Origin of the sequence: Neolewinella persica DSM 23188 (genome assembly GCF_000373105.1) — a bacterium.
GTDB classification, from domain to species: Bacteria; Bacteroidota; Bacteroidia; order Chitinophagales; family Saprospiraceae; genus Neolewinella; species Neolewinella persica.
In genome coordinates, this window is the sequence record NZ_KB890423.1 from 123,928 (window position 1) to 146,785 (window position 22,858).

General features: G+C 45.7%; 20 protein-coding genes. 11 read left to right on the forward strand and 9 right to left on the reverse strand.

Features of this window, described 5'->3' with window-relative positions:
• Positions 1–4: 4 nt before the first annotated feature.
• The 8 genes from B036_RS0108370 to B036_RS0108405 form a co-directional block, all read right to left on the reverse strand.
• Positions 5–1,537, reverse strand: a complete 1,533-nt coding sequence (locus tag B036_RS0108370; RefSeq protein ID WP_020568249.1) for an FAD-dependent oxidoreductase — start codon at positions 1,535–1,537, stop codon at positions 5–7.
• A gap of 70 nt (positions 1,538–1,607) precedes the next feature.
• Positions 1,608–3,149 carry a S8 family serine peptidase gene (locus tag B036_RS28555; RefSeq protein WP_020568250.1) on the reverse strand — a complete coding sequence of 514 codons (1,542 nt, stop codon included), beginning with the start codon at positions 3,147–3,149 and terminating at the stop codon, positions 1,608–1,610.
• A 2-nt stretch (positions 3,150–3,151) separates the two neighbouring features.
• Positions 3,152–3,586 carry a DUF6789 family protein gene (locus tag B036_RS0108380; protein WP_020568251.1) on the reverse strand — a complete coding sequence of 145 codons (435 nt, stop codon included), beginning with the start codon at positions 3,584–3,586 and terminating at the stop codon, positions 3,152–3,154.
• 238 nt (positions 3,587–3,824) lie between these two features.
• Entirely contained in the window at positions 3,825–7,571 is a 3,747-nt protein-coding gene (locus tag B036_RS0108385) for a metallophosphoesterase (RefSeq protein WP_020568252.1), read from the reverse strand.
• A gap of 39 nt (positions 7,572–7,610) precedes the next feature.
• The gene (locus B036_RS28560) at positions 7,611–8,234 is read right to left on the reverse strand and encodes a Pycsar system effector family protein (protein WP_020568253.1); all 624 of its coding nucleotides are present in this window, start codon (positions 8,232–8,234) and stop codon (positions 7,611–7,613) included.
• Between the two features lie 2 nt (positions 8,235–8,236).
• On the reverse strand, positions 8,237–8,905 hold the full coding sequence (locus B036_RS0108395; protein WP_020568254.1) for a Crp/Fnr family transcriptional regulator: 669 nt from the start codon (positions 8,903–8,905) through the stop codon (positions 8,237–8,239).
• A gap of 115 nt (positions 8,906–9,020) precedes the next feature.
• Positions 9,021–10,262 (reverse strand): cation:proton antiporter, encoded by a 1,242-nt coding sequence (locus B036_RS0108400; RefSeq protein WP_020568255.1) that lies wholly within the window; start codon positions 10,260–10,262, stop codon positions 9,021–9,023.
• 1 nt (position 10,263) lies between these two features.
• A complete protein-coding gene (locus tag B036_RS0108405) occupies positions 10,264–10,911 on the reverse strand; it encodes a potassium channel family protein (protein ID WP_020568256.1) in 648 nt (215 codons plus the stop codon).
• A gap of 114 nt (positions 10,912–11,025) precedes the next feature.
• Here B036_RS0108405 and B036_RS0108410 point away from each other — a divergent pair, with 114 nt between their 5' ends.
• The 11 genes from B036_RS0108410 to B036_RS28565 all read left to right on the forward strand — a co-directional run bounded on the left by B036_RS0108410 (position 11,026) and on the right by B036_RS28565 (position 22,542).
• On the forward strand, positions 11,026–11,661 hold the full coding sequence (locus tag B036_RS0108410; RefSeq protein ID WP_020568257.1) for a TetR/AcrR family transcriptional regulator: 636 nt from the start codon (positions 11,026–11,028) through the stop codon (positions 11,659–11,661).
• Positions 11,621–13,225 carry a glutamate synthase-related protein gene (locus B036_RS0108415; protein ID WP_026231808.1) on the forward strand — a complete coding sequence of 535 codons (1,605 nt, stop codon included), beginning with the start codon at positions 11,621–11,623 and terminating at the stop codon, positions 13,223–13,225. The genes B036_RS0108410 and B036_RS0108415 overlap by 41 nt, the downstream gene beginning before the upstream one ends.
• A 5-nt stretch (positions 13,226–13,230) precedes the next feature.
• Positions 13,231–13,995: a hypothetical protein gene (locus B036_RS0108420; protein WP_157472084.1), complete on the forward strand. Its 765-nt coding sequence runs from the start codon at positions 13,231–13,233 to the stop codon at positions 13,993–13,995.
• A gap of 3 nt (positions 13,996–13,998) precedes the next feature.
• On the forward strand, positions 13,999–15,945 hold the full coding sequence (locus B036_RS0108425) for a thiamine pyrophosphate-dependent enzyme (RefSeq protein ID WP_020568260.1): 1,947 nt from the start codon (positions 13,999–14,001) through the stop codon (positions 15,943–15,945).
• A 336-nt stretch (positions 15,946–16,281) separates the two neighbouring features.
• A complete protein-coding gene (locus tag B036_RS0108430) occupies positions 16,282–16,866 on the forward strand; it encodes a DedA family protein (protein ID WP_020568261.1) in 585 nt (194 codons plus the stop codon).
• Positions 16,863–17,993, forward strand: coding sequence for a ferredoxin--NADP reductase (locus B036_RS0108435; protein ID WP_020568262.1), 1,131 nt, complete (start codon positions 16,863–16,865; stop codon positions 17,991–17,993). The genes B036_RS0108430 and B036_RS0108435 overlap by 4 nt, the downstream gene beginning before the upstream one ends.
• 37 nt (positions 17,994–18,030) lie before the next feature.
• Positions 18,031–18,381: a hypothetical protein gene (locus B036_RS0108440; RefSeq protein WP_020568263.1), complete on the forward strand. Its 351-nt coding sequence runs from the start codon at positions 18,031–18,033 to the stop codon at positions 18,379–18,381.
• 12 nt (positions 18,382–18,393) lie between these two features.
• Complete coding sequence (locus B036_RS0108445) at positions 18,394–20,568, forward strand: molybdopterin-dependent oxidoreductase (RefSeq protein WP_026231809.1); 2,175 nt, start codon at positions 18,394–18,396, stop codon at positions 20,566–20,568.
• Positions 20,565–21,281 carry a hypothetical protein gene (locus B036_RS0108450; protein WP_020568265.1) on the forward strand — a complete coding sequence of 239 codons (717 nt, stop codon included), beginning with the start codon at positions 20,565–20,567 and terminating at the stop codon, positions 21,279–21,281. The genes B036_RS0108445 and B036_RS0108450 overlap by 4 nt, the downstream gene beginning before the upstream one ends.
• Entirely contained in the window at positions 21,278–22,123 is an 846-nt protein-coding gene (locus tag B036_RS0108455) for an SDR family NAD(P)-dependent oxidoreductase (protein WP_026231810.1), read from the forward strand. Before B036_RS0108450 ends, B036_RS0108455 begins: the two co-directional genes overlap by 4 nt.
• Before the next feature lie 116 nt (positions 22,124–22,239).
• Positions 22,240–22,542: a hypothetical protein gene (locus tag B036_RS28565; RefSeq protein ID WP_044102152.1), complete on the forward strand. Its 303-nt coding sequence runs from the start codon at positions 22,240–22,242 to the stop codon at positions 22,540–22,542.
• A 32-nt stretch (positions 22,543–22,574) separates the two neighbouring features.
• On the opposite strand, the gene B036_RS0108465 is transcribed toward B036_RS28565, so the two are convergent.
• A partial coding sequence (locus tag B036_RS0108465) for an integrase core domain-containing protein (RefSeq protein ID WP_020568268.1) occupies positions 22,575–22,858 on the reverse strand: 284 nt, incomplete at its 5' end.

A 22,858-nucleotide genomic window follows, 5' to 3' on the forward strand; every position in this document is an offset into this window, starting at 1 on the left:
GAAATTAAAGTACCTCATTTTTAAGGTGATCTCCGACCTTAAGCGCCATCGCGATGATGGTCAGCCCAGGGTTGATGGCGGAGCTGGACGGAAAGAAAGAGCCGTCAACTACGTACAGGTTGTCTACCTCGTGCGCACGACAATTAAGGTTTAGTGCCGAGGTTGTCGGGTCAGTACCGAAACGTACCGTACCGCATTGGTGAGCCGTTCCGGCGATCGGGATCTTCTTACCCAGGTAAAAATTGTTGGGTAAAATATGGTCACCACACCCCGCATGTTCGAGGATTTTTTTAAGCCGCTTTTTCAATTGCTTGTGCCCTTCGATATTGTTTTCTTTGTAGTGCAGGGTGATGTGCCCTTCCGGCGATACGATCACCCGGTTTTCGGGGTCGGGCAGGTCTTCGGATGTCATCCAGAAATCAACGGAGTGTTTCGCTACGTATTCCAGCGTGAAGCCGGGAGCAATGGCCGGGGCATCGGTTGCCAGGTTCTCGCCATCAGACTTGCCGAGCATCTGGATGTGACCCATTGGGTAAGCAAAGTCATCATCTCCGAAGTAGAAGTCATTAATGGCCAGCGTCTTACCGAACTTGGTCGGGTTGGGCGTCGCAGACACGGCGAGTACGGCCGAATTATTGTGGGCCATGTAGTGGCGGCCTACAACCCCAGATCCGTTGGCCAGGCCATTTTTGTGCTGATCGTTGGCGGACTTCAGCAGCAGTACCGCCGAATTGATGGCCCCACAGGCTACGACAACCTGCTTGGCCGATAAAGTGATTTCTTTTCCTTGATGTTTGGCAATGACCTTTTCTACGCGCTTACCCTCCGCGTCCGTTTCAAGACGTTCCACCAGACAATCGGTAATTATGGTAACGTTGGGATGCTCCAGTGCCTTGCGTATACAGATCACGTGAGAGTCCGCCTTCATCTCCGCCGCGTCGGGGTAGCCGTCAAAGCGATCCAGGACATAGGGGGCCTCCGCTGTCGTTTGCGAAGTGCGTAGGCCGAGTGGCAGGGGAAAGGGACTGTACCCCTGTGCCTTAATGTTGTCAAACAGCTCCTGGATGCGTGGCTCATGGGGCAATGGCGGCTGGTAATACGGATGCTCCTCGTGGGGGTCCGTCGGATCACTACCCCTCAAGCCGTGAACGGAGTACAACTCCTCCGCCTTGAGGTAGTAGGGTTGTAAATCTTCGTAATCAATGGGCCAGGCGGGGGAGACCCCTCCGTGGTGCTTGACCTCTCCAAAATCCTCTTTCCGCATCCGGAACAGGGCTGCCCCGTATACTTTGGTATTCCCTCCTACACAGTAATGAATACCCGGGGCGAATTTTTTGCCGTCTTTGTCTTTCCAGTGTTCATCTGCCTTGTAACGACCGTCAATAAATACGGCTTTCGTATCCCAGTTCTCCTTCTCCCGTGGAATATAATCACCCCGTTCCAGGATTAGAATTCTTTTCCCGCTGGGAGCGAGTTGTTGAGCTAACGTACCGCCGCCAGCCCCCGTTCCAATGATGATTACGTCGTAGGTTTCCATAGTTTTTAAAGTTAGAGTTGTATTACTTTTGTATATTATAAAGGCTTGATTATGACATATTCTGTTCTAGTCAATCGCTTATCCAAAATTGACTGTTGAAATCTCCATACCCATCTGCCTTACGGTAAAAATTGAGCGGATCACTTGTCCACACTTCCTGATCTATTACATACTTATATTCGTAATGACCAGGGGTTGGCAGTGGCAACTCGACGGTCCAAAAGCCATCGCTCTCAGGTTTTAGTCTTACTGATGTAGTCGACCACTCGTTGAAACTGCCCGCGAGTGTCACCATTTCCGCATCATGGTGATGGAAATAAAAACGAAGCAGGCTTGCTTCCAGATCGATCACTGGAGATCGGTCGGTAAACTCACTATGATCGTCGTCAAGTATTTTTGCAACGGCATTGCCCGGTTGAATAACTCCGTAACCTATCCTGCTGCGATCGACTTCTTTTAGGGGGCGGGCGGTAGAGAATAAAGCCTCTCTGATCCGGGATGGGGTCAAGCCGGCATTCGCCTCTAACATCTGAGCGATAACCGAACTGACAATTGGTGCCGCAAAAGATGTTCCGTCGGCTTGTTGATAAGCCGCCGAGATAAGCCGTCTTTGCCTGATCTGTTTCAGGGCTTCTTCCTGCTCTTCACCGTTCCCGTTTTCAAGTAAAGCAAACAATTCTTTTGCCTCTTCTTGTTCCCGCGTTCCTGGTAGAATGGGCGCGGCCAGCCAGATTGCCGGAGCTATGATTTCCGGTTTCTGCAGGTCGTCAACTGTTTCTCCGTAGGTGGAATGATAAAGAACCCTCTGAAATTCATCCAGTGTGTTTTTATCGTTCAGGCCGCCAACGGTGATCACACGGGGCATACTCGCCGGGGGTAATAAGGGGGCTTCAGGGTTGTTACCCGCCGCGGCAACCACAACGACTCCAGCATCGTACAGGCGCTGAAGTAGCTTTGCCATTTCGCTCTCCTTGTAGGACTCTTCCTCATCGGCAGTCACAGATATATTCACCACCCGGATACTATAACGCTTATGATGCTTGACTACCCATTCCAGTGCTTTTAAGATGTTTGCATAGGTAATCTTGCCGTCTTCATCCATCGTTTTGAGGAGCACGAGTTTAGCGTCCGGAGCGATCCCTTGGTAAATGCCGTTCGACGCTCGCCCGTTACCTGCACATACAACAGAGGTCATCGTCCCGTGCCAGGCATTGTCATGCGGTACGGTAAAATATTTCTTCCCCCGACGTGGATAGGTAACGTCGTATACCTTCAGTATTTGGTCTGCGATATCCTCGTGCGGATAAAATCCACTATCGATGAAGCAAATGGTGATGCCTTTACCGGTTAAGTATGGTGAGGCGTTGAGTCGCAAAGGCGTTGGCAGTACCTTAAGGGGCGACGTTTCCGGAGAGTCGGCGTCTAGCAATTGATGTGCTAATTGCTCATGAGCCAGATTAAGGCAGTATTGGCAAACACCATCTGCTTCCTTCCAGTTTTCCTTGAACCGTCGTAAGACATCCAGGAGAACCTGATCTCCCGGGCTATCTACGGCTGGTGTTACCAGTGCGTCCGTACGGTCACAAAAAGCACATTTATTTGATGAAGACATGCTTAAGCCTTAGATGTTCTGCTAGTTACCGTAGCGACAACCACGCCAAACAGAATATGACCCATCAATCCGGCAAGCATCATCAGTATTTTATTACCCTGAGGTTCCGGCATTGAGGAGAACATCATGCCCATCATGAACATCCCCACTTGAGCAAAAACGAAAGCTATAATCCCAAAGACTACTCCTTTAACTTGCGCAGAACTGATTTTGGAAAGCATGCCCCGAAAAAGGTAAACGTACATCAGGGCGAATACGATGCCGATCATGAAGTGCATGACAAAGCCGATCGGGACGGCAACCCCCATTGTTGTCGCTAGCATCTTGGGTGGCTCCATGGTCGGCATTCCCAGTTTTCCGGCAACCATCATCATTGCGGTCATAGCTACTGTGCCGATAACTCCGGCAAGTAAACCTTTAAATAAATCGTTTTTCATCTCTTCTGCTTTTATGCGTGATGTGAAATTGTCTTTAACCCTGTTTTAATGGATTAGAAACGGTGAATTTTGTATTCCAATGCAGCCATGGTTAATTTGCAACGAACCACTACATTGGGTGTGAAATGGTTACATATTCTTTATTTAGATGGGAAGATTATGTATTGTTCCCATTTGTTGGACATCATTGGTACTTACCTTTATTCGGAGTTATCTTCTATTTATCATACTTGATTACTTAGAAGAAGAATCCTCCTCCGACGATGATCCTGCCGATGTCTCCATCGCCGATAAAGTAGCTGAGCTTGATGATTCCCAGGTCGAACGGGCTGATAAAAAAGCCACCACCGTAGCTGTAATGCCAGGTACTGGAGTCCTCTTCTTCGACCCAGACCCGACCTAAGTCATAACCAGCCAGAAGGCCTATGGAAAACGGAATTCCCCCCCGGTGTGAACTCAGCAGGTGTAGGCGCAGGTCGTTATTTAGATGGAAGGCACTCTGTCCGGAAAAACGTTCCCGGCGGAAGCCACGAAAATTGCTGTTGGTTCCTAATCCTCCAAGCGTAGCTGCCTGGAAGTAAGTCGGCTCATCAGTAAATACGGCCGCGTATCCGAGCCGGTTGGCCAGCACAAGGTTGCCACGCCGGTCAAGCTTCTGGTTAATTGTCAGTGCTGCGCTGAACTTGGGGAAGCTTTCTCCAGGACCGGTAAGGGACAACTGATAACTCCCCGCCAAGTCCAAGTGTACACCGCGGGTAGGCATCACTTTAGAATCCCGGTTGTCAAAAGAATAGGTTGCCTCCAGTCCCAGGTATGTATAGTTGCTAAAGATGCCAGCTCCCGCCGGATCGTCTGAGCTGTCGGCTAAAAAACGCCCCTCGGTTCTATCTGTTTGATAGACGGAATAGCGAGGCCCGATGGTGTACTGAGTCGCTGATGAAGGACGCCGCAGCACCTTCGGTGAAAAATGAATGTGTTCCTGCCGGACCCGGTTATAATCAAGCCCCAGCGCTTCTTCGTCACTGACTGTTTCGTTACCAAACCCGTAAAAATTCGTACCGTAGAGTGAAGTTAATACGCCTCCTTCCAACACTAGCTCACTCTCTCCAAAAAAGTCAGTGAACTCACCGTTGTAGTCAAACTTGAACCCGCTGGTTTCTAGTGCGATGACGCCACTAATGGCCTGTTTTGAAGCAAAGGACTCTTTTCTGAACCCATACTTTGTCAATGTGGCGGTACCTCCCAGCAACAGTCCGTCATCCGGATTAAGGCCGAGTACGGGAGCAAAAACGAAGAAGTCGTAGTTTTTATCAAGCGAATGGCGACTGTAGACATTGTAGCGAGCGATGGAAGAACGTCGGTCCTTTATACCTCTCACGTCGTTGAGGTTTGTAGCTTCTGTTTCTTCCGTATAGTCATACAAAAAGACCTTACCGCCAAGGCTTGCAGTTCCGCTTTGATTTTTCACCTGGTCGTTTCCTTCACCACCGACTAAACGAATGCGCATTCCCGGTTTGGTTATTCCAGAAAATTCAAAGGTGTCTGCATCCTCCAATCCATACAGGATGATTTCTTTCGTTTCCGAAGCCCGGAACAGGCGCTGATAACAGGCTTTCCCTTCCCGCTCTGGGTTACCACCAGCATCGAACACGCTCACGCTCACGTCTCCGTTTTTGAGGGTCTCGATCAAAAATCGATCTTTTTTATCCGTCCCGGTAACCTCCACCTCCCTGGCATTGAATTCGTACAGATCGGTGATAAGTTGAACCAGGTTATTCCGACGTTCCTTTAAAATGGAGATGATCTGGCGGGCATCTGATTGGTAGATAGCATCCGGCCAGGTCTCCTTGAAGGCAGCCTCGATTACCTCATCGGTTACGGTTGCCTGTAGGTGTCGGGCTTCGCCTAACCATGTTTCCCGATCGATGCCCGCCAGAAAGGTGGCATCGAAAAAACGATTGCCGTGGGTACTCCAATGGATCGCCTTGGGGTTTGCTTGGAAAGGGGCCAGCGGGCGGGTTTCGGCAGCAAGGAATCTGGCCAGCTTAAGCAGTAACCCATCGTAATTTGAAAATGCCTGGTCACGATCTCTGGGGATAGGACTGTAGAAAGTCCTGTCATCCTTTTTCTCTACGATCCACCGCCACTGATCATCGTGGCGATCCCAGTCTCCGAGTAGGATGTCGAAGGCCCGCGCCCGCGCCATGGATTCGTGGTTAAGGACGTGCCGATGAGATTTACGCATATGCGCCAGGACTTTCGCTGTACTTATAATGTCCTCAGCGTTATCAAAGAATATTTCTTCCCCCCATAAGTCATCGTCAGGCCGTTCCTCTATTAAATAAGCTTTGTTCCCAAATTGCGCATTGTATTTCCCCAATACAGGTTGTGAGGGGACAAGGTATAGTTCCGGATTGGTATGGTTGACGCCGGCAGCAGCGGCAAGGGGGACAACGGGTAGTGCGGACAGCGGATGGGAAGCCGTGAAAGCATCGGCCACTAAACCTTGAATTGCCCTTGACTGGCTAAGTTCGTAGCCCAATGTTGCGGAAGGATCTTTAGCCAGCGAACGCATGGTGTATTCTTTACCGTTTTTAGCTTCCAGGCGAATCGATTGTGTTTGATTGCCTCCCCCTTTTTTAGTGGGCGTCAGGCCTCCTTTAAAACTATTCAGATCAAGCAGCGGGAGATTAACCGTATCGTTGAAGCTTTTACGATAATGGTCTCCAAGTACCAGCAAACCAAGTTTACTTCGGTTGTAATCATCGTGTACGAGTTGACACGCCACCGTTTCGTTAGTAATCGGATACATGTCATATGATGCAGGTGCTACATAGTTATCCGCAGCAGGAGGTGTCTGGATTTCTTTCTGGTAGAGCATTTTTTCGTTCTCTTCGTTTTCATCAACAGTGTAAAAAGTCACCCACATCGAACCGTCTTCATATAGGTCCAACTCAGACCAACCCCGCCCGCCATAGGCAAAGCGACTGCCATCTCCCATTCCCGCCGGGGCAACCTTGGACGCAGCACCACTTACGATATGGCGTTGACCATCTTTTTCGATGTACTGAAGGTTGTGTTCGTGGCCAGAGACAAAGGTGGCGTTCCCATTAAGCCGAACTTCTGCCAACAAGCCTTTACGTAATTCCTGAAAAGAGGCGCTGACGTTATCCTGTTGGGTTCCCACATTGGTGCGGAGAAAGGGAACCAGAGTACTCACTCCTGGAACAGGTAGTAAGTAATCCCTTAGCGTAAAATGTCCGCCGTGCCGACCATAAGTTTCCATCGGATGGTGCATCACCACCACTATGTTTTTTTCTTTGTTGCCCTTTATCGCATCCTTGAAAAGACGTAAGAATTCCGTTCGGTTAGTAGCGGCACACCCCTGATTGATGCCGGGGTGCTTTTTCCAATTCGTCAACCACCACTGAGAATCGATGATGATGTAGACAAGGTTATCACTAGCTTCAATGACTTCCGGCCCACCACAGCCGACCTCAGGTTGCCAGATTTTTTTACTCCCCAGTTCTGACTCGACGAACTTCTGCTGTCGCCGCAGGCCATCCAGCCCGTACTTGCTCCAATCGTGATTGCCGGGGACAAATAAAACTTTACCGGGATATTCCTTCACGGCATTTGTTTGTACCAAAAGCTTATGCTCCGCCAAGCTCCGCGCCTCATCATCCTTTTTTGGCATCCCATTTGGATAGATATTGTCTCCCAGGAAAATGACGGTACTGTTTTCAGGTGCTCCTTTTAGTTTTTCTTCTAAATACCGTAATACCGCCGGCTTTTCACTCGCTTCGGCAGCACCTGCATCACCAATCAGGTAAGTCCGGAAAGCCAAGGTTTTTCCTTTCGGGATGCTTTGTGTTGACCAGTCGGCATCCCCCTTTGCTACCTGAGGTAAGTAGCTGGCGCAACTTACCTGTAGAAAGGTTAGTACGATGAGTGCAAAAGAGGTTTTGAGAAAGCGAGTAAGCATGTCTATAGTTTATCGTGAATCAGGAAAAGCAACAGGCGCTTAGAAAAAGATATGGCAGGCGCCAAACATCATGACACTAAAAATGATACCAATGAGAAAGACATCATAAGAATTCCTGATCATACGGTAGCGCCGGCTGAGGTCGACCCCCAATCGGTAGATGTCTCTTTTGATGGTCCCATACAAGAATTCACGGTCTTCCATTACGCGACTGATGGCGGCTTCGTATTCCTCTTGTGGCATTTTGTAGAAATCGTCAAAAGTCATTAGCCCAGCCGATCCGTTTTCTACTTCTTCAGCAGAAAACGTACCTCGTTGTGTTTGGGGCCGGGTAGCGAAAATGGCGAATGTCATTGAGGCGATATTTGTCAATACCATCGGACCAACTGCCCAAATAAGGTGTGGATCCTGATCTAGTCGGGAGTAAAGACTACCAAGCACAATGGACATAATGATGGAGTTCACCGTAACCAAAATGTTCGACTTAGTATCCACTATCTGCCGCCGGGTATAGATGTTTTTGGAGGCAAGGCGAAACCAGGTTTCAATTCCTTTTTCAGGAAATGGGTCTCTCTTTTTTAACTCCTTTTTTAGTTTTTTTAGCGCCTTCTTATCGATGCCAAATTCTGACATCAGGTCCGTTTCTGTACTATTATCACTCATGATTATTTACTTGGATTTTGCATTGAGAGAACTTTAGAATTATAATCAATTATCCCTTCACGGCGCAACCTTACCATAACGTTGTTCACAGTTTGTCGGGAGGTATTGGTCAGGTGAGCAATGTCTTTGTGAGACAACAATTTCTTAGCCTCCAAGCGACCGTCGACCACTATTCCAAAAGTTGTAATATGATCATGTATGAATTCTTTAATTCTGGTTGGACTATCCTTATGCACAAGATCCTCCAACTTTCTTTCGAGGCGTTGAAATCTAAATCCATAGACCTTAAGGATGCCATTCTTCAGGGATTTGTGCTTTTCAATGAGCGTGTTCATTTGCTTAGCCGAAAAAATACAAACAACGCTTTCCTCCAAGGTGTATGCTTCCTCAGTTACTTCATCGGGCTCTTGATATAAACTAAGTTCTCCGAAAATATTTCCAGGCCCCAAAACAAATTTCACCATCCCGCTATTTGGATCAATAAGCTTTACGCTTCCTTTTTTTAGAAAGAAAACTGACCGCCCATCACTTGAATCTAGTTCAATCTGCGTCCCTTTTGGGTAGCGGTGCATAACCAGCTCTTCACAGATTTCCATTAATGCTTTCATACCTAATTTCTTAAATAGGTTGAAGTCTTCCAGGAACCAATATTTGGTAAGAGTTTCAGTCACATTTAGTTATTTTATGCTGCAAAGTAGCTTGAGAATCTTAGGCAAAATGAAAAAATGAAGAAGAAGTTACTTCAGGCGACACCTTGATGATTGTGCCCTACTGACTGTTATACAACTAGTTAAGTAATCTCTTTACTACCGTACCAAGACTCAGGCCTTGAACCAGGATCGAGAAGACGACAACTACAAACGTCACAACAAAAATCTCTTCTCCATGAAGGTCATTGCTCAAACTCATGGCCAAGGCAAGAGATATCCCTCCACGAAGACCACCCCAGACGAGGACACCAGTCGTAGGCCAGAACTCTTGTTGGTTCTGCTTCAGGAGTGAGGCTGGGAGAATAACCGAGATTGTGCGAGCTACGAGGACGATGAGAATCGAGAGGAGCCCAAGACCGATTAACTGACCATCTAAATTGATTAAGTGTAGGCTCAATCCGATCAAGACAAAGAGGACAGCATTGAGGCTTTCATCCAGTACGGACCAGATACCATTCATGAGATTCTGACACTCTTTATTAGAGGTACTCTGATTGAGGCCATTGCCAATGAAGAGACCCGCCACGACCATGGATAATGGGCCGGAAGTACCGATCTTCAAGGCGATAGCATGCCCACCAAGAACTGCTGCAATGGAAAGAAGTACAACTAAGTGGGAGTTTTCTTCCACGGACTTCATTAGCTGTAAAGCAAACCAACCTAACACAAGGCCAAAGAACGGACCTCCAATCGCCTCGACTAAAAATACATGTCCAATCTCGCTTGCGATCATGGTGGCCGACTCTTCATTACCACCGTTGGCCAGGAGCAATATGCCGGTGAATACGACTACTCCAACGCCATCGTTAAAGAGCGATTCTCCCTCGACTTTCATTTCAAGCGATTCTCCCACATTGGCTTTTTTTAGAATGGAAATAACAGCCACGGGATCCGTAGGCGAAATGAGCGCCCCGAACAGTAGACAATGGATGAAAGGAATTTCCACTCCCATCATTCCTGCCACCCAAAAGAAAAGACCTCCCACAATAACCGTTGAGATAAGGACTCCCAAAGAAGCAAAGAGAAGGATACTCCAGCGTTCTTTTTTAAGCTTACTGATATTGATATGTATGGAGCCTGCAAAGAGCAAAAGGCTTAGCATCACGTCAAGTAGTAAGGTCTTGAAGTCAGCCGTTATGATTATTTCACACACGAATTTATAAAAGTCGGGAAAAAGGGGCTTCGAACCGACCACTATTGAGCTCACAACTAATGCGAGGCCCATGAGCCCGATAGTCGAGGGTAACTTTAGCCAGCGATAATTCACGTAAGTCAGAAGGGCCGCGACGAGGAATATGAATGAAAAGCTCTCGAACATCTTAAGTTGTTTTACTGAATGAATTGAGGTACTTTCCAACAAAACTGGCGATCCCGATCGTCATATATAGTTGGCCACTGAGACTAAGAATTACTGTTAGGGATTTCGCAGCTCCTGAGAGTGGTATGATGTCGCCATAACCAACTGTCATCATGCTTATGAAGCTGTAGTAGTATAAGTCATAGCCACCAGAATTGGATTTGATTAGGAACGCCCCTTCTTGAAAAGAATTAAGCAACTCAAAGAGCACTCCTCCTAGAAAACCAATGAGAATGAATCCTGATACAGCCCCGGAAATCATTCTGGGAGACACCTCTGGAGTATCCAGGAAGTTTCGGACCAGCAGGTAGGCTAGTGAAGAGTAGAGTCCGAGCATAGACCACATTCTTAGTTTTGAAATTGTGGGCTCATTGGAATAGAGGAATTCTGACCAAACAAGTAAAAGGGTCAAGAACCCCAGTATTCCCGTGAATAATCGAGGAACCTTTCTTATGGCCATGATCAGGCTTGCCAGAGACAGAAGCGATAGCCCGAATAGATTGAGAAAACGAATATCTACCCCTAGTATGGTCGCCATTAGCGGGCCCAGGACCAAGAAAATCAAGGTCCCCAGAACAATCTCGAATCTATATGCTCTTAGTTCTTTCATATCCTACTGCTCCGGCAACTCCCAGGCACCTGTTAGTCTTCAAGAGGTGATGAAGTTATATACTTTTACATAGAAAACCTACCGACCGGTCGGTTAATTTCGTATCTTTGGCCGGTGCAAGAAAACAAAGATGTGGCAGAAACATTGTCTGAGAAGAAGCTACAGATCATCACTGCTTCCTACGAACTGTTCCATGATAAAGGCTACACAGCCACTTCAATGAGGGACATATCTGAAGCAGTCGGCCTGACAAAGGCCTCACTCTATCATCATTACGCGAGTAAGGAAAAGCTCATGGAAGAAGTACTCTATTACATCCAGCGTTTTTTAAGACTAGAGATATTTTGCATCGCCTATCAAGAACAGATGACTCCAAAACAACGACTAACAGAATACATCAGCAAGCAGAAAGATGTGTTCCTGAAGAACAAGAAATCTTGTTTCATAGGCAATATGACCTTAGAAATTGCTCCCCTCAGCCCAAAATTTGCCGCAGTGCTCAAAGAGATATTCGATGAATGGGTAGAATCGCTGGGAGACATCTATGCACACAGGCACAGTAAGAAAAAATCGAAAGAATTGGCCATGCAAGCCGTGGCTGAATTTGAAGGTGCGGTCATGATCGGACAGCTAACTCCAGGCAATAATTCCGTGCTCGATAAGGCAATCAAGCGAGCCATAAAAAGATTTAACAAAAAGCAGATACCAAATGAAACAAATACTAAAATGGGACGAACTACAAGATCGTAAGCCTGAACACGCGCTCGTAGCAAACGTTGATTTGGTCATCATGCGCTATGATGATAAGGTCTCTGTACTCTATGGACGATGCTTGCACCGTGGCGCTCTAATGTCTGATGGTTTTGTTCAGGGCGATAACTTGATTTGCGGACTTCACGGATGGGACTATCGCTACGATACTGGTGTGTCCGAATACAACAATAAAGAAGTTTTACACAAATTCACGGCTGACGTTGAAGACGGTTGGGTACGTGTAAAAGAATCGGAAGTTGCTGCTTTTGCAGTTGAGAACCCACAGCCTTTTCAGCGGGACGAATATCTTGGGCAGTATGCTGATACGCATCCAGAAGAAACGGAGCCTTTCACAGCTTACATACAAAGCCTGGCAAAAGATGGCCTCAAAAACTATGGTCATCACGGCCCTTCTGCTTCTATGGGAGTTGATCGTAACACACTGCCTAAGTGGAGTGACATTCAATTCCTTCCCGCGCAGTTAGCTAGCCGCCCATTGCTAGACGAGGATAATGTAAGGACGTCTGTTGTCATTGGCCCAAATGCAAAAAAGCCCTTGACTTTGGACATTCCACTTTTTGTTTCTGACATGAGTTTTGGCGCTTTGTCTAAAGAGGCCAAAATTGCCCTTTCAAAAGGTGCGGAGATGTCCGGCACGGGAATCTGTAGTGGAGAAGGAGGAATGCTCCCTGAAGAACAAGCCAATAATTCAAAGTATTTCTATGAACTAGCTTCCGGTCGCTTTGGGTTTTCCTGGGACAAAGTGGCAAAGGCGCAAGCTTTTCATTTTAAAGGAGGCCAGGGAGCGAAAACAGGAACGGGGGGACACCTGCCGGGAAGTAAAGTCACCGAGGAAATCGCGGCGGTACGTGGTCTCAAAGAAGGAGAGACCGCCATTTCACCTGCAGCATTTCCAGACCTATTTACCCCAGCGGACTTTAAGGCTGTAGCCGAAGAAGTACGTGAGAGAACAGGAGGAATCCCAATCGGATTCAAGATCGCAGCGAGCCATATTGAAAATGACATCGACTTTGCGTTGGAAGTAGGTGTGGATTACATCATCCTCGATGGCAGAGGTGGTGGAACCGGTTCTGCACCGACTATCCTTCGTGACAATATCAATGTGCCGACTATTCCGGCATTGGCCAGAGCGCGAAAACACCTGGACGCCATAGGTAGACAAGACATTACGCTGGTTATCACAGGAGGACTCCGACTGCCAGAAGATTTCTCCAAAGCTTTGATGATGGGAGCTGATGCCATCGCAGTGTCCAACGCTGCGCTACAAGCTATTGGGTGCTTAGGAATGAGAGCCTGTGGCAGTAACAACTGTCCGGTTGGCATAGCAACGCAAAAGAAAGGGCTGCGCGCTCGATTGATCGTAGATGCTTCTGCCGAGCGTCTCAACAACTTCTTTTTTGCCGCTCGCGACCTCATGAAAGTGGTCGCTCGTTCTTGTGGCCATGACGACATCAATAAATTCAATCAGAATGACCTTTCAACTTTTGACAGGGACATTCACCACCTAACTGGCATATCCTATGCCGGCACCAATGCATGATGAAAATGGATAGCAATACTACACTTCAACTTCACGTAGCCACTCAGTATTTAGCCGCTGCGGGGAAAAACTATGTCGCTTCTAAGGATGACGACAGCCACACGAATGCCGGCTGGGACGCAATCACTTCATCTTTCTTCACACGACCATTCTCCAATACAGATTCACTTTCATTCTATACCAAAGAGATGCGGTTAGCATGGAATGGAAACAAGCCCAACTCTTTTTCACTTAAAGGTCACACGCATGCGGAAGTACTCAAATGGCTTGAGGAGACATCGCTTCAAAACGGATTGAAAAAATTCGTCTTTGACCTTCATTACACCCTGGCTTCCGGAGAAATTCTCAACGATTTCAGCTTTGGTGGTGCGCAAGAAAATGCGTTGAGGACTCATGCCGGTTACCGGACTTTTGCGGATAACGCCTGCCAGGCAGTCCTTTCCAAACTGGGAATGACCGCCGAGGTGCGTACCTGGCCGCATCACTTTGATACCGGAGCGTATGTGATGGTGCCGGACTCCAAAATTAGTATTGGATTTGGGCTTGCCATTCCAGATAGCCTGTCGAAAGACTACTACCTGTACACCTCAGGCTATGTAGATGGCGCCTCAATGCCCACGGCCTCTCTGCCTGCTTTGCCTTTGGGAAAATGGCTCAGCGAAGATTGGCAAGGAGGAATCCTTTCTGTCGATGGCCTCAAAGAACCGGACTATCTTAAGTTCTTAGAAAGATCAATAGAAGCGGTGAAATCATTTACTCCAAAATCATAGGTCATGACAAAAATGAAATGGTACAAAGTCCTCGATGACAAAGAACAACTACCAGAAGGTCGTGTAAAAACGGTGACTGCAGGTCATCAAGGCATTTGCTTGATACACTTTGAAGGGAAATTTTCTGCATTGGACAATCGCTGTCCACATCAGGGAGGCCCACTCGGAGAAGGGTCGATCGAGAACGGAATGCTTCGTTGCCCCTGGCACGGTTGGGACTTTCACCCCTGTTCCGGCCTTCCGCCAGGAGGCTATGATGACGGCGTGCCTACCTTTTTGACCAAAGAAGAAGATGGGGCTGTCTACGTAGGCATGGAGGAGGAAGCGCCATATGAAGAAACAGTTTCTGATGTAATGGTTAAGACGATGACGAATTGGGGTGTCGACACCGTATTCGGAATGGTTGGGCATTCTAATCTTGGTCTCGCTGATGCTATGCGTAGAGCGGAGAAAAGAGGGGAGCTAAGCTACTTCGGCATACGCCATGAAGGTGCAGCCGCATTTGCTGTGTCAGCGTATGGCAAGCTCACGGGAAGGCCTGCGGCTTGCTTTGCAATTGCGGGGCCGGGAGCAACCAACATGTACACTGGAATGTGGGACGCAAATGTGGACCGCTCACCATTCCTCGCACTTACCGGACAAGTCGATACACAAGTGTTGGGCACGGGGGCCTTTCAGGAAGTGGATCTCGTTAAAGCATTTCAAGCAGTCGCTGGATTCAACCATGCAGTGCACGAGCACAGTAAGCATGCAGAATTGATGACCCGTGCAATAAAAACAGCTATTCTCGAAAGGGGGGTTTCACACATCACTTTTCCCGATGAAGTACAGATCGTCAAGAAAAGGGAAAACGAAGAAGCTCAGGTCCCTGAAGGTAGAATGACGGTGCAACAAGTTCGTCCACCAGTCGAACAATTCGATACGGCAGTGTGCCTACTCAAAGATGCTAAACGTCCGGTGATCATCGTTGGGCATGGTGCTCGATTCCACATGGAAAAAATCATTGCGATGGCCGAGATTATGAATGCACCGGTGATTACTACCTTCAAAGGAAAAGGGCTCATCTCCGATACTCATCCTTTAGGCTGTGGTGTATTAGGCCGCAGTGGAACACCTATCGCTTCTTGGTTCATGAATGAGAGTGACCTGCTGATTGTACTTGGTTCCTCCTTCTCGAATCATACAGGTATCACGCCTAAAAAGCCGATCATCCAGGTCGATTTCGACCCAATGGTCCTTGGTAAATTTCATCCAGTGGCCGCTCCGGTCTGGGGTGAAATCGGAACAACCTGTGGGATGTTCTGCGAAGCAATAAGCGGCAAAACCACATCTGAAGATCATCGGGAAGAGATCAAAGAGCGATGGGCCATCTGGAGGAATGAGAAGCAAGAACGACTTAAAGACGATCGCGGCGAAGGAATCAGTTCAGTTGCCGTCTTTGAAGCTATGAATGAGGTCACCCCAGCCAATGCTGTCATCGCAGTCGATGTAGGTAACAATACCTATTCATTCGGCCGCTATTTCGAATGTAAAGATCAATCTGTATTGATGTCCGGTTACCTGGGGTCCATCGGTTTCGCTTTACCGGCCGCCATGGGCGCATGGGCCGCAGTACGCGACTCGCGTCCAGTCTGGTCAGTGTCTGGTGATGGTGGACTTGGACAGTACCTCGCAGAGTTCACGACACTGGTTAAATACAATATGCCAATCAAACATGTGCTGCTGAACAATTCAGAACTAGGGAAAATCTCCAAAGAACAGAAAGGGGCAGAGTTCGATGTTTGGCAGACGAGCCTGCACAATCCCAATTTCGCGGATTATGCACAGAACTGCGGAGCCTTAGGTATCAGGGTAGAGAAGAAAGAAGACTTGATTCCAGCTCTTGAAAAAATACGTGATCATAAAGGGCCCGCATTATTGGACATTGTATGTGATTCTGCCCTGATTTAAGTAGGGGAGGGGGACTATTTGTATCCTCAGAAGGTATTTAAGGGCGCGGCCGCAGGTGCAATGGAGGTTGTAGGAGAAAGGAGGCAACCTTGTGAAAAAGCAGGTTTATAACATGCTCTGTTTTACAGAATACTTTACAGCCTGTTCAAACCTTTTGAAAGAATAGAGGAATACTTCAAATCTTACTTTGTACGACACGATTGGCAAGGAAACCACTTATGCACAAGCTATTCAACGCCTATATTTACAATTGCTCCAACTAGAGATGTGTAGCCACCTTCTCATACAATGGCTGCGTTGCTTGTCTCTCCGAAAATGCTATAGACACACTCCAAAATGATAGAAACATTATACGAATCATGTGGCTACTTAGCTAGCTTTTTAGGGACCTTCATTGAAGGTGAAATTTTATTATTGACCTCTGTAATAAGTGCAAAGCTGGGCTATTTTAATTTCTTCGGAGGCATGGTAGCGGCGTTCTTCGGAGCTTTCCTTCGGGACACCATACTGTTTTTGATCGCTAAAAAGCGAGGGAGAAAACTATTGGCGAAAAATGAAAAACTCCAGGCCAAAATGGAAAAGGCTTCCGGGTGGTTTGATAAAAAACCGTCCTTTTACCTGACAATTTATCGACTAATGTATGGCTTCAGCACCGCCATCATCATCTTGTCTGGTTTGAAAGAGGATATCTCTTACTCCAAGTTTGCATTCCACAGTGCAATTGGTACTGGCTTATGGGTGGTAATATTCGGAGGGCTAGGATATTTTTTCGCTGAAATAATGATTAAGCAGTTGAATTTTATGAGTGACCATTCCCTGGAAGTTATGGGGGCTTTGTCATTACTTGGGTTGGCATACTGGTACTTCTTTAAATACCCTCAGGACAAGCATTGTGTAACCGAAGGGCTGAAAACAACATGAAGAATATTATTCAATTCCACCAATTAAAAATAGTAGCTGTTCAATATGAAACGGATACTGCTGTCCGATTGGGGTTTCATATTCCTGAAAGTAAAAAGGGGGATTTTCAATTCGAGCCAGGACAGTACTTGACCATCAGTTTGACGATAAACGGAAAAAAAGTACGAAGGGCTTATTCCATTTGTTCTCCAACGCACCAGTCGGTTATTAGTGTTTTAGTGAAAAGACTAGACAATGGCCTGGTTTCTAATTATTTAAATGATCGCGCTAGGGTAGGCGATTCCATAGATGTTCTTCCGCCAAGTGGACGTTTTAAGTTGACGCTAAATAAAAATGCAGAACATCATTATTACTTTTTTGGAGCAGGCAGCGGAATTACGCCATTGATCTCTATGATTGCTTCTCTTCTGGAAAGTGAACCACATACTCATTGCTATCTGCTTTATGGCAATCGGGATGAAGACTGTATTCTCTTTCGAAAAAAGTTAGAGAGACTTCAGCTGGTCTATAAAAACAGATTTGTACTTAAGCACATCCTTAGTCGGCCCAAAAAGGTCAGACCAAATGGAACGTTCGGGTTTTTACGGCCCCCTAAAGTTGAGTGGCAGGGAGAAATAGGGCGAATAGATAAAAAGAGAATCTCTGATTCTCTTCAGGATGAAAACTTTAAAACTTTAAAAATAGATGGCTATTACATTTGTGGTCCCGGACCTATGATTGAAGCTACTTTTGATGGTTTAACCGACTTGAAAATTGAAAAAGACCTGATCCACAGAGAATACTTTTCAGCACCTGTTGCTGACATTTCCGATGTCGATTCTGTCAGTTCAGGCGGAGCACAAGTTACTTCTAACGTAAAAGTGATATTAGACGGAAAAAAAATTGACCTGACGATAACCGACGATACCAACATCGTCCAGGCTCTGCTCAGGAAAGACATTGAGCCACCATATTCCTGCCTTAGCGGCACTTGTTCTACCTGTATGGCAAAGCTGGAAAAAGGGGAAGTAGTGATGGACGTTTCTATCGGTTTAGAGGAGGATGAAAAGGAAAGAGGGTTTGTTCTAACCTGCCAGTCACACCCATTGACGGAGGAGGTCACCATTAATTATGACAAAGGACTTTAGAGATTTTCTGAAGCATTCCTTTAAAACATAAATAGATATGCATTACGTTATTGCCGTCATTTTGGCCTTTGTTATATATGGTTCCTTTCAATTGTCTTTGAAAGACTTCAGGAAGAAAAACATCTGTCCTAAAATTATTGGCATTCCTGCTTGCTATTTAGTCCTTGCTTTTTTTGCAGGTGCACTCGTCCTCCATTTGATTGGGCCCCAGCTAGTGTACTGGTATTATGGGTTTATAGGAGTACCATTTATTTTAGCTTTAATGGGAACGTTAACTGAAGTTTCTGGCAAAGTGGTTTGCCCGCGTACATCCGGTGGAACGCCCATGTGTTTTATTTCGCTTGGGTTTTGCACAACACTGATTGTTTTGAAGTTTTTTTCGTTTTAAACTAAGAATCGAATGACGGTAACCAAGAAACATTATCGGGTATGTAATCTTTGCGAAGCTATGTGCGGACTAGAGATTGAACATGATGGAAAGCAGGTGATTTCTGTGAAAGGTGACCCTGAAGATCCCTTTAGTAAAGGAAGCCTGTGCCCAAAAGGCGCTTTGATTCATAAGGTGCATGAAGATCCGGATCGGTTAAAGGTTCCTCTTTTGAAAAATGATGATGGAGAATGGGAAGAAATCTCATGGAATGAGTCTTTTGATATTATAGGTGGAAAAATAAATGAAATCAGAGCTAAGCACGGTAATGATGCCGTAGCACTCTACTTAGGAAATCCAACGGTTCATAATTTGGGAATGATGTTGTTCTCGGGAGAGATGCGCAGGAGCCTCAAGACTAAAAATTTCTTTTCTCCCACAACAATGGACCAGTTACCTCACCATTTCATTGGCTATCATGTTTTTGGTCACGCCTTAAACATGCCAATCCCAGATGTTGACAGAACAGATTACTTTATCATGTTTGGCGCAAATCCCATTGCCTCCAATGGTAGTATCATGAGCGGTTGTGGGCCGGTTGAAAAAATAAAATCCATTCAGGGTAGGGGAGGCAAGGTCATTCTGTTTGACCCAAGGGCAACAGAAACAAGTCGGGTGGTAGATGAACACCACTTTATCCTACCAGGCACTGATGTGTTTTTTCTTTTAGGGATGTTACAACTCATTCAAAAAAACGATTGGATTCAGTTAGGTCATTTGAAGAGTCATGTATCAGGGCTGGAAAAGATCAAGAATATCGCTGAGGAGTTTACTCCTGATAGAGTAGAAGCATTGACAGGCGTCCCTGCTCCGGTTTTATTACGCCTGACCAAAGAATATGTGTTACAGGACAGGGCAGTCTTATACGGACGTATGGGAATGTCCACTCAGGAACATGGTGGGCTTTGCCATTGGATTGCTTCTGTTCTCAACATTCTGACGAATCATTTTGACCGTGAAGGTGGTGCGATGTTTCCTAAGCCGGCAGTTGATGTCAAGCGTCAGAAAGGTTGGCGTTTATCGCACGGCCGCTGGCATAGCCGGGTAAGGAAATTACCAGAATTTGATGGTGAACTACCGGTCTCCGTGATGGCTGAAGAAATGCTAACGGAAGGGAAAGGACAGATAAGAGGCCTGATTACGTTTGCAGGTAACCCTGCGCTGTCTACGCCAAATGCAAAACGATTGGAAGAGGCGTTACCCAAACTAGACTTCATGGTGTCAATAGACATCTTCATGAACGAAACCACAAAGCATGCTGACATCATTTTGCCTCCTCCTTCTCACTTAGAGATCGATCATTACGATTTGATTTTTAATCATTTTGCAGTATCAAATAATGCAAAATTTTCACCTCAGCTTTTCCAGCCTAAGGAAGGGCAAAAATACGATTGGCAAATCGCAAAGGAATTGACCAAACGGTTCTCCAAGTTATCTAAATCCAAGTTATCCTTCCCTTTTCGATACCTCAACCCTCGTCAATTACTCAACCTGGCCTTGCTGACAGGCCCTTACGGAAAGTGGAGCTCTCCCTCCAGGTGGTTTAACGGCTTGAGTTTAAATAAAGTGATTGCATCCAAGCATGGAATCAACTTTGGCGGAATGAAACCGCGAGTTCCTGAAGTGCTGAATACTAAAGACGGAAAAATACAACTCGCTGCTGATGTTTTTTTAAAAGGACTAGAGGAAGTGAAACTGTTGTTAACCGAACTGCCGGAGCAAAGGACAATCAATGAATTTCAATTGATTGGAAGAAGGCACTTGAGAAGTAACAACTCATGGATGCATAATGTGAAAGGCCTGGTCAGAGGGAAAAACAGGTGCACAGCAATGATGAACACGATTGATGCTACTACTCTAGGTTTAGAAGATGCTGAAATAATTGTTGTTCAATCGTCTACCGGAGGTATTGAAATACCCGTCGAAATTACAGACAACATCATGAGCGGTGTAATAAGCATCCCGCACGGCTTCGGTCACGGAAAAAAGGGGACTCGACTTTCTGTAGCTTCTGACCCTAATCATGCGGGGGTTTCTGTCAATGACATTACCGACCAAAACCGACTGGACAAGGTAACGGGCAACGCTGCCTTTTCCGGACAAAAAGTAGCCGTTAGAAAACTATCTGAAGTAGAAAAAACACCATGAAAGAAAGACAAGAAATAACCGCAAAGGTTACCAATAAATTAGATGTTATCATTCGTGCTACTCGGCCAGGCGTTAACTTAGAAGAATCGTTTTACGCGATTAATTGGTTTTCAACTAAAGTGGAATGGCTGTATCATTTTTACAATTTACTGGCCTCTAAAAGTGTCAAAAAAATAGGTGGCACAGCGTTCTTTAAAGCTAAAGTCACCGAGACCATTCTGGATGAATTACAGGGTAGAAGAGAATTAATCCTTATTGTCAGGTATCCTGGCGGACAGAATTTTAAAGCCCTACTAGAATCTACCTATTTTAAAATAGTAAGTATTTTCAGGGTTTTGTCAGTTACTGATTTCACTTTCGGCTTTACCCATAAGATAGAAAGTGACCCTAACTCAAAAGTAGAAGACGGGCTGCATTACGCCATCCATCACTTCAAAACAACTAAAAAAGCGGATGAAACACTAAAGAACATCCAAACTGTTTTGCCCGAAAACATTCGCATCAAGTATTCGGGATATACAATTGCTACATTAAACAGCCAGGAAAAAGATAAGGCCATGTCACAAATTCCTAACCTGATGGATGGGCTATATATCTTTCAATCTCCTGAAGAGGAAAACCTTCGTACGTTATTTAAAAGCGATGCTTACCAAACGTTTTTAAGTACGTTTCAATCCTCGCACATTAGCTTGTTAAATCGAATCTCAATATGAATGACAGAGAGTATGTACTAATTACAGGAGTATCGTCAGGTATTGGCTATGATGCAGTTCGGTTTTTAATAACAAACAACTACCATGTTTTTGGAAGTGTCCGGAAAACAGAAGACGTACAACGATTAACAAATGATTTTCCAGAACATTTTACCTGCCTTCAATTTGATGTTACAAAAAAAATGGATGTGTTAAAATCCTATCATCAAGTAAAAGAAAAACTTGGTGAAAAAAAGATGGCAGGACTAGTAAATAATGCTGGCCTTGCCCTGGGTGGGCCTATTGAACTGATGGATGATGAAAAATTTAGATACCAGATGGAAGTTAATCTGTTTGCGGTAAGAACAGTCACTAATATTTTCCTGCCGCTCCTCAAAGGAAATAAAAAGAAAAACATATCCGGAGGTAAAATAATTATGATCAGCAGTATTTCAGGCGTTCTTAACACCCCGTTCAATGGAGCTTATTGTATTTCTAAACATGCAATGGAAAGCCTTGCTGAAATTTACCGCCGGGAATTAATGATGTACGACGTTGATGTAGTTTCGATTCAACCGGGACCAATTGAATCCAATCTTTGGGTCAAAAACATCGATCAATACCCAGAATATAATGGAACAGACTATGAAGGGCTCCTTCATAAAAGTAACAAGATCATGAAGGCCGCCAAACGTAATGCACTACCTGCGGAAGTGATTTCTAAGCTAATATTCAAAATTTTGACAAAAAAAACAAAGCATTACTTTATTGTAAATAGGAACTGGCTGTCAACCGTTTTGCTAATAAAGTTTATGCCTTCAAGATGGGTAGACAGATTTTTTTATAAGCAACTTTTCGACTGATTCTATTTGTAGTACTATTGATACGCTTCCTATAAGTTGGCAATTTTTGATGTGTTCCATAGCGATAGTCGATACCAGAGACACATTGGGATTACTTATCATTACTCCTAAATCGAGTGCATTTCACGCTTTCGCGGCTGATTGTTAAATTTGGTCAAAAGCAAGATGACGAAGGAGATTTTTATGCCTACGAGAAGCGCTTTGCCGAGATCATGAAAGAATTGGAACGAACAGTCATTGAGGCTCACATTGGTAAAGTACCGGCAAACCATAGAAAAAAAAGCATCATCACAACGTCCGAGAAAATAGAAATGGATAACCGACACGAATTTAGCCATTGGGTTAAACCCTGCTATAGCTCCACAGCTCACGTAAAATCATATATCATTGTTAACCAGCCTGTTACGACAACATCGTAGAGCTATTTCAGGGCAATTTTTCGGGTTATACACTAAAATAGCTCTACACTTTTAACATTTAGATCCTGTTGGGATTTCTGCCGCTTTTTAGAAGATTTTTCTCTCCGACTATTTTTCCGCCACCGTTTCGGCATCGGCCCCATCATTTTGTGAGCTTGTAGCGGCGTCATCATGTCGACGGAGCGATGCGGCCGTTCTTCATTATAGATGCGGATAGCCTCCGCTACGGCTTCGAGAGCTTCTTCATGAGTAGGGTAGCCGTCCTGTAACAACTCGGTCTTCAAGATGCCGTTGATACGCTCAGCGACTGGGTTTT

Coding starts and splice junctions, on each gene's coding strand:
- B036_RS0108370 (WP_020568249.1), bottom strand. CDS start 1,537: ATGGAAACCTACGACGTAATCATCATTGGAACGGGGGCTGGCGGCGGT.
- B036_RS28555 (WP_020568250.1), bottom strand. CDS start 3,149: ATGTCTTCATCAAATAAATGTGCTTTTTGTGACCGTACGGACGCACTG.
- B036_RS0108380 (WP_020568251.1), bottom strand. CDS start 3,586: ATGAAAAACGATTTATTTAAAGGTTTACTTGCCGGAGTTATCGGCACA.
- B036_RS0108385 (WP_020568252.1), bottom strand. CDS start 7,571: ATGCTTACTCGCTTTCTCAAAACCTCTTTTGCACTCATCGTACTAACC.
- B036_RS28560 (WP_020568253.1), bottom strand. CDS start 8,234: ATGAGTGATAATAGTACAGAAACGGACCTGATGTCAGAATTTGGCATC.
- B036_RS0108400 (WP_020568255.1), bottom strand. CDS start 10,262: ATGTTCGAGAGCTTTTCATTCATATTCCTCGTCGCGGCCCTTCTGACT.
- B036_RS0108405 (WP_020568256.1), bottom strand. CDS start 10,911: ATGAAAGAACTAAGAGCATATAGATTCGAGATTGTTCTGGGGACCTTG.
- B036_RS0108415 (WP_026231808.1), top strand. CDS start 11,621: ATGAAACAAATACTAAAATGGGACGAACTACAAGATCGTAAGCCTGAA.
- B036_RS0108420 (WP_157472084.1), top strand. CDS start 13,231: ATGGATAGCAATACTACACTTCAACTTCACGTAGCCACTCAGTATTTA.
- B036_RS0108425 (WP_020568260.1), top strand. CDS start 13,999: ATGACAAAAATGAAATGGTACAAAGTCCTCGATGACAAAGAACAACTA.
- B036_RS0108430 (WP_020568261.1), top strand. CDS start 16,282: ATGATAGAAACATTATACGAATCATGTGGCTACTTAGCTAGCTTTTTA.
- B036_RS0108435 (WP_020568262.1), top strand. CDS start 16,863: ATGAAGAATATTATTCAATTCCACCAATTAAAAATAGTAGCTGTTCAA.
- B036_RS0108440 (WP_020568263.1), top strand. CDS start 18,031: ATGCATTACGTTATTGCCGTCATTTTGGCCTTTGTTATATATGGTTCC.
- B036_RS0108445 (WP_026231809.1), top strand. CDS start 18,394: ATGACGGTAACCAAGAAACATTATCGGGTATGTAATCTTTGCGAAGCT.
- B036_RS0108450 (WP_020568265.1), top strand. CDS start 20,565: ATGAAAGAAAGACAAGAAATAACCGCAAAGGTTACCAATAAATTAGAT.
- B036_RS0108455 (WP_026231810.1), top strand. CDS start 21,278: ATGAATGACAGAGAGTATGTACTAATTACAGGAGTATCGTCAGGTATT.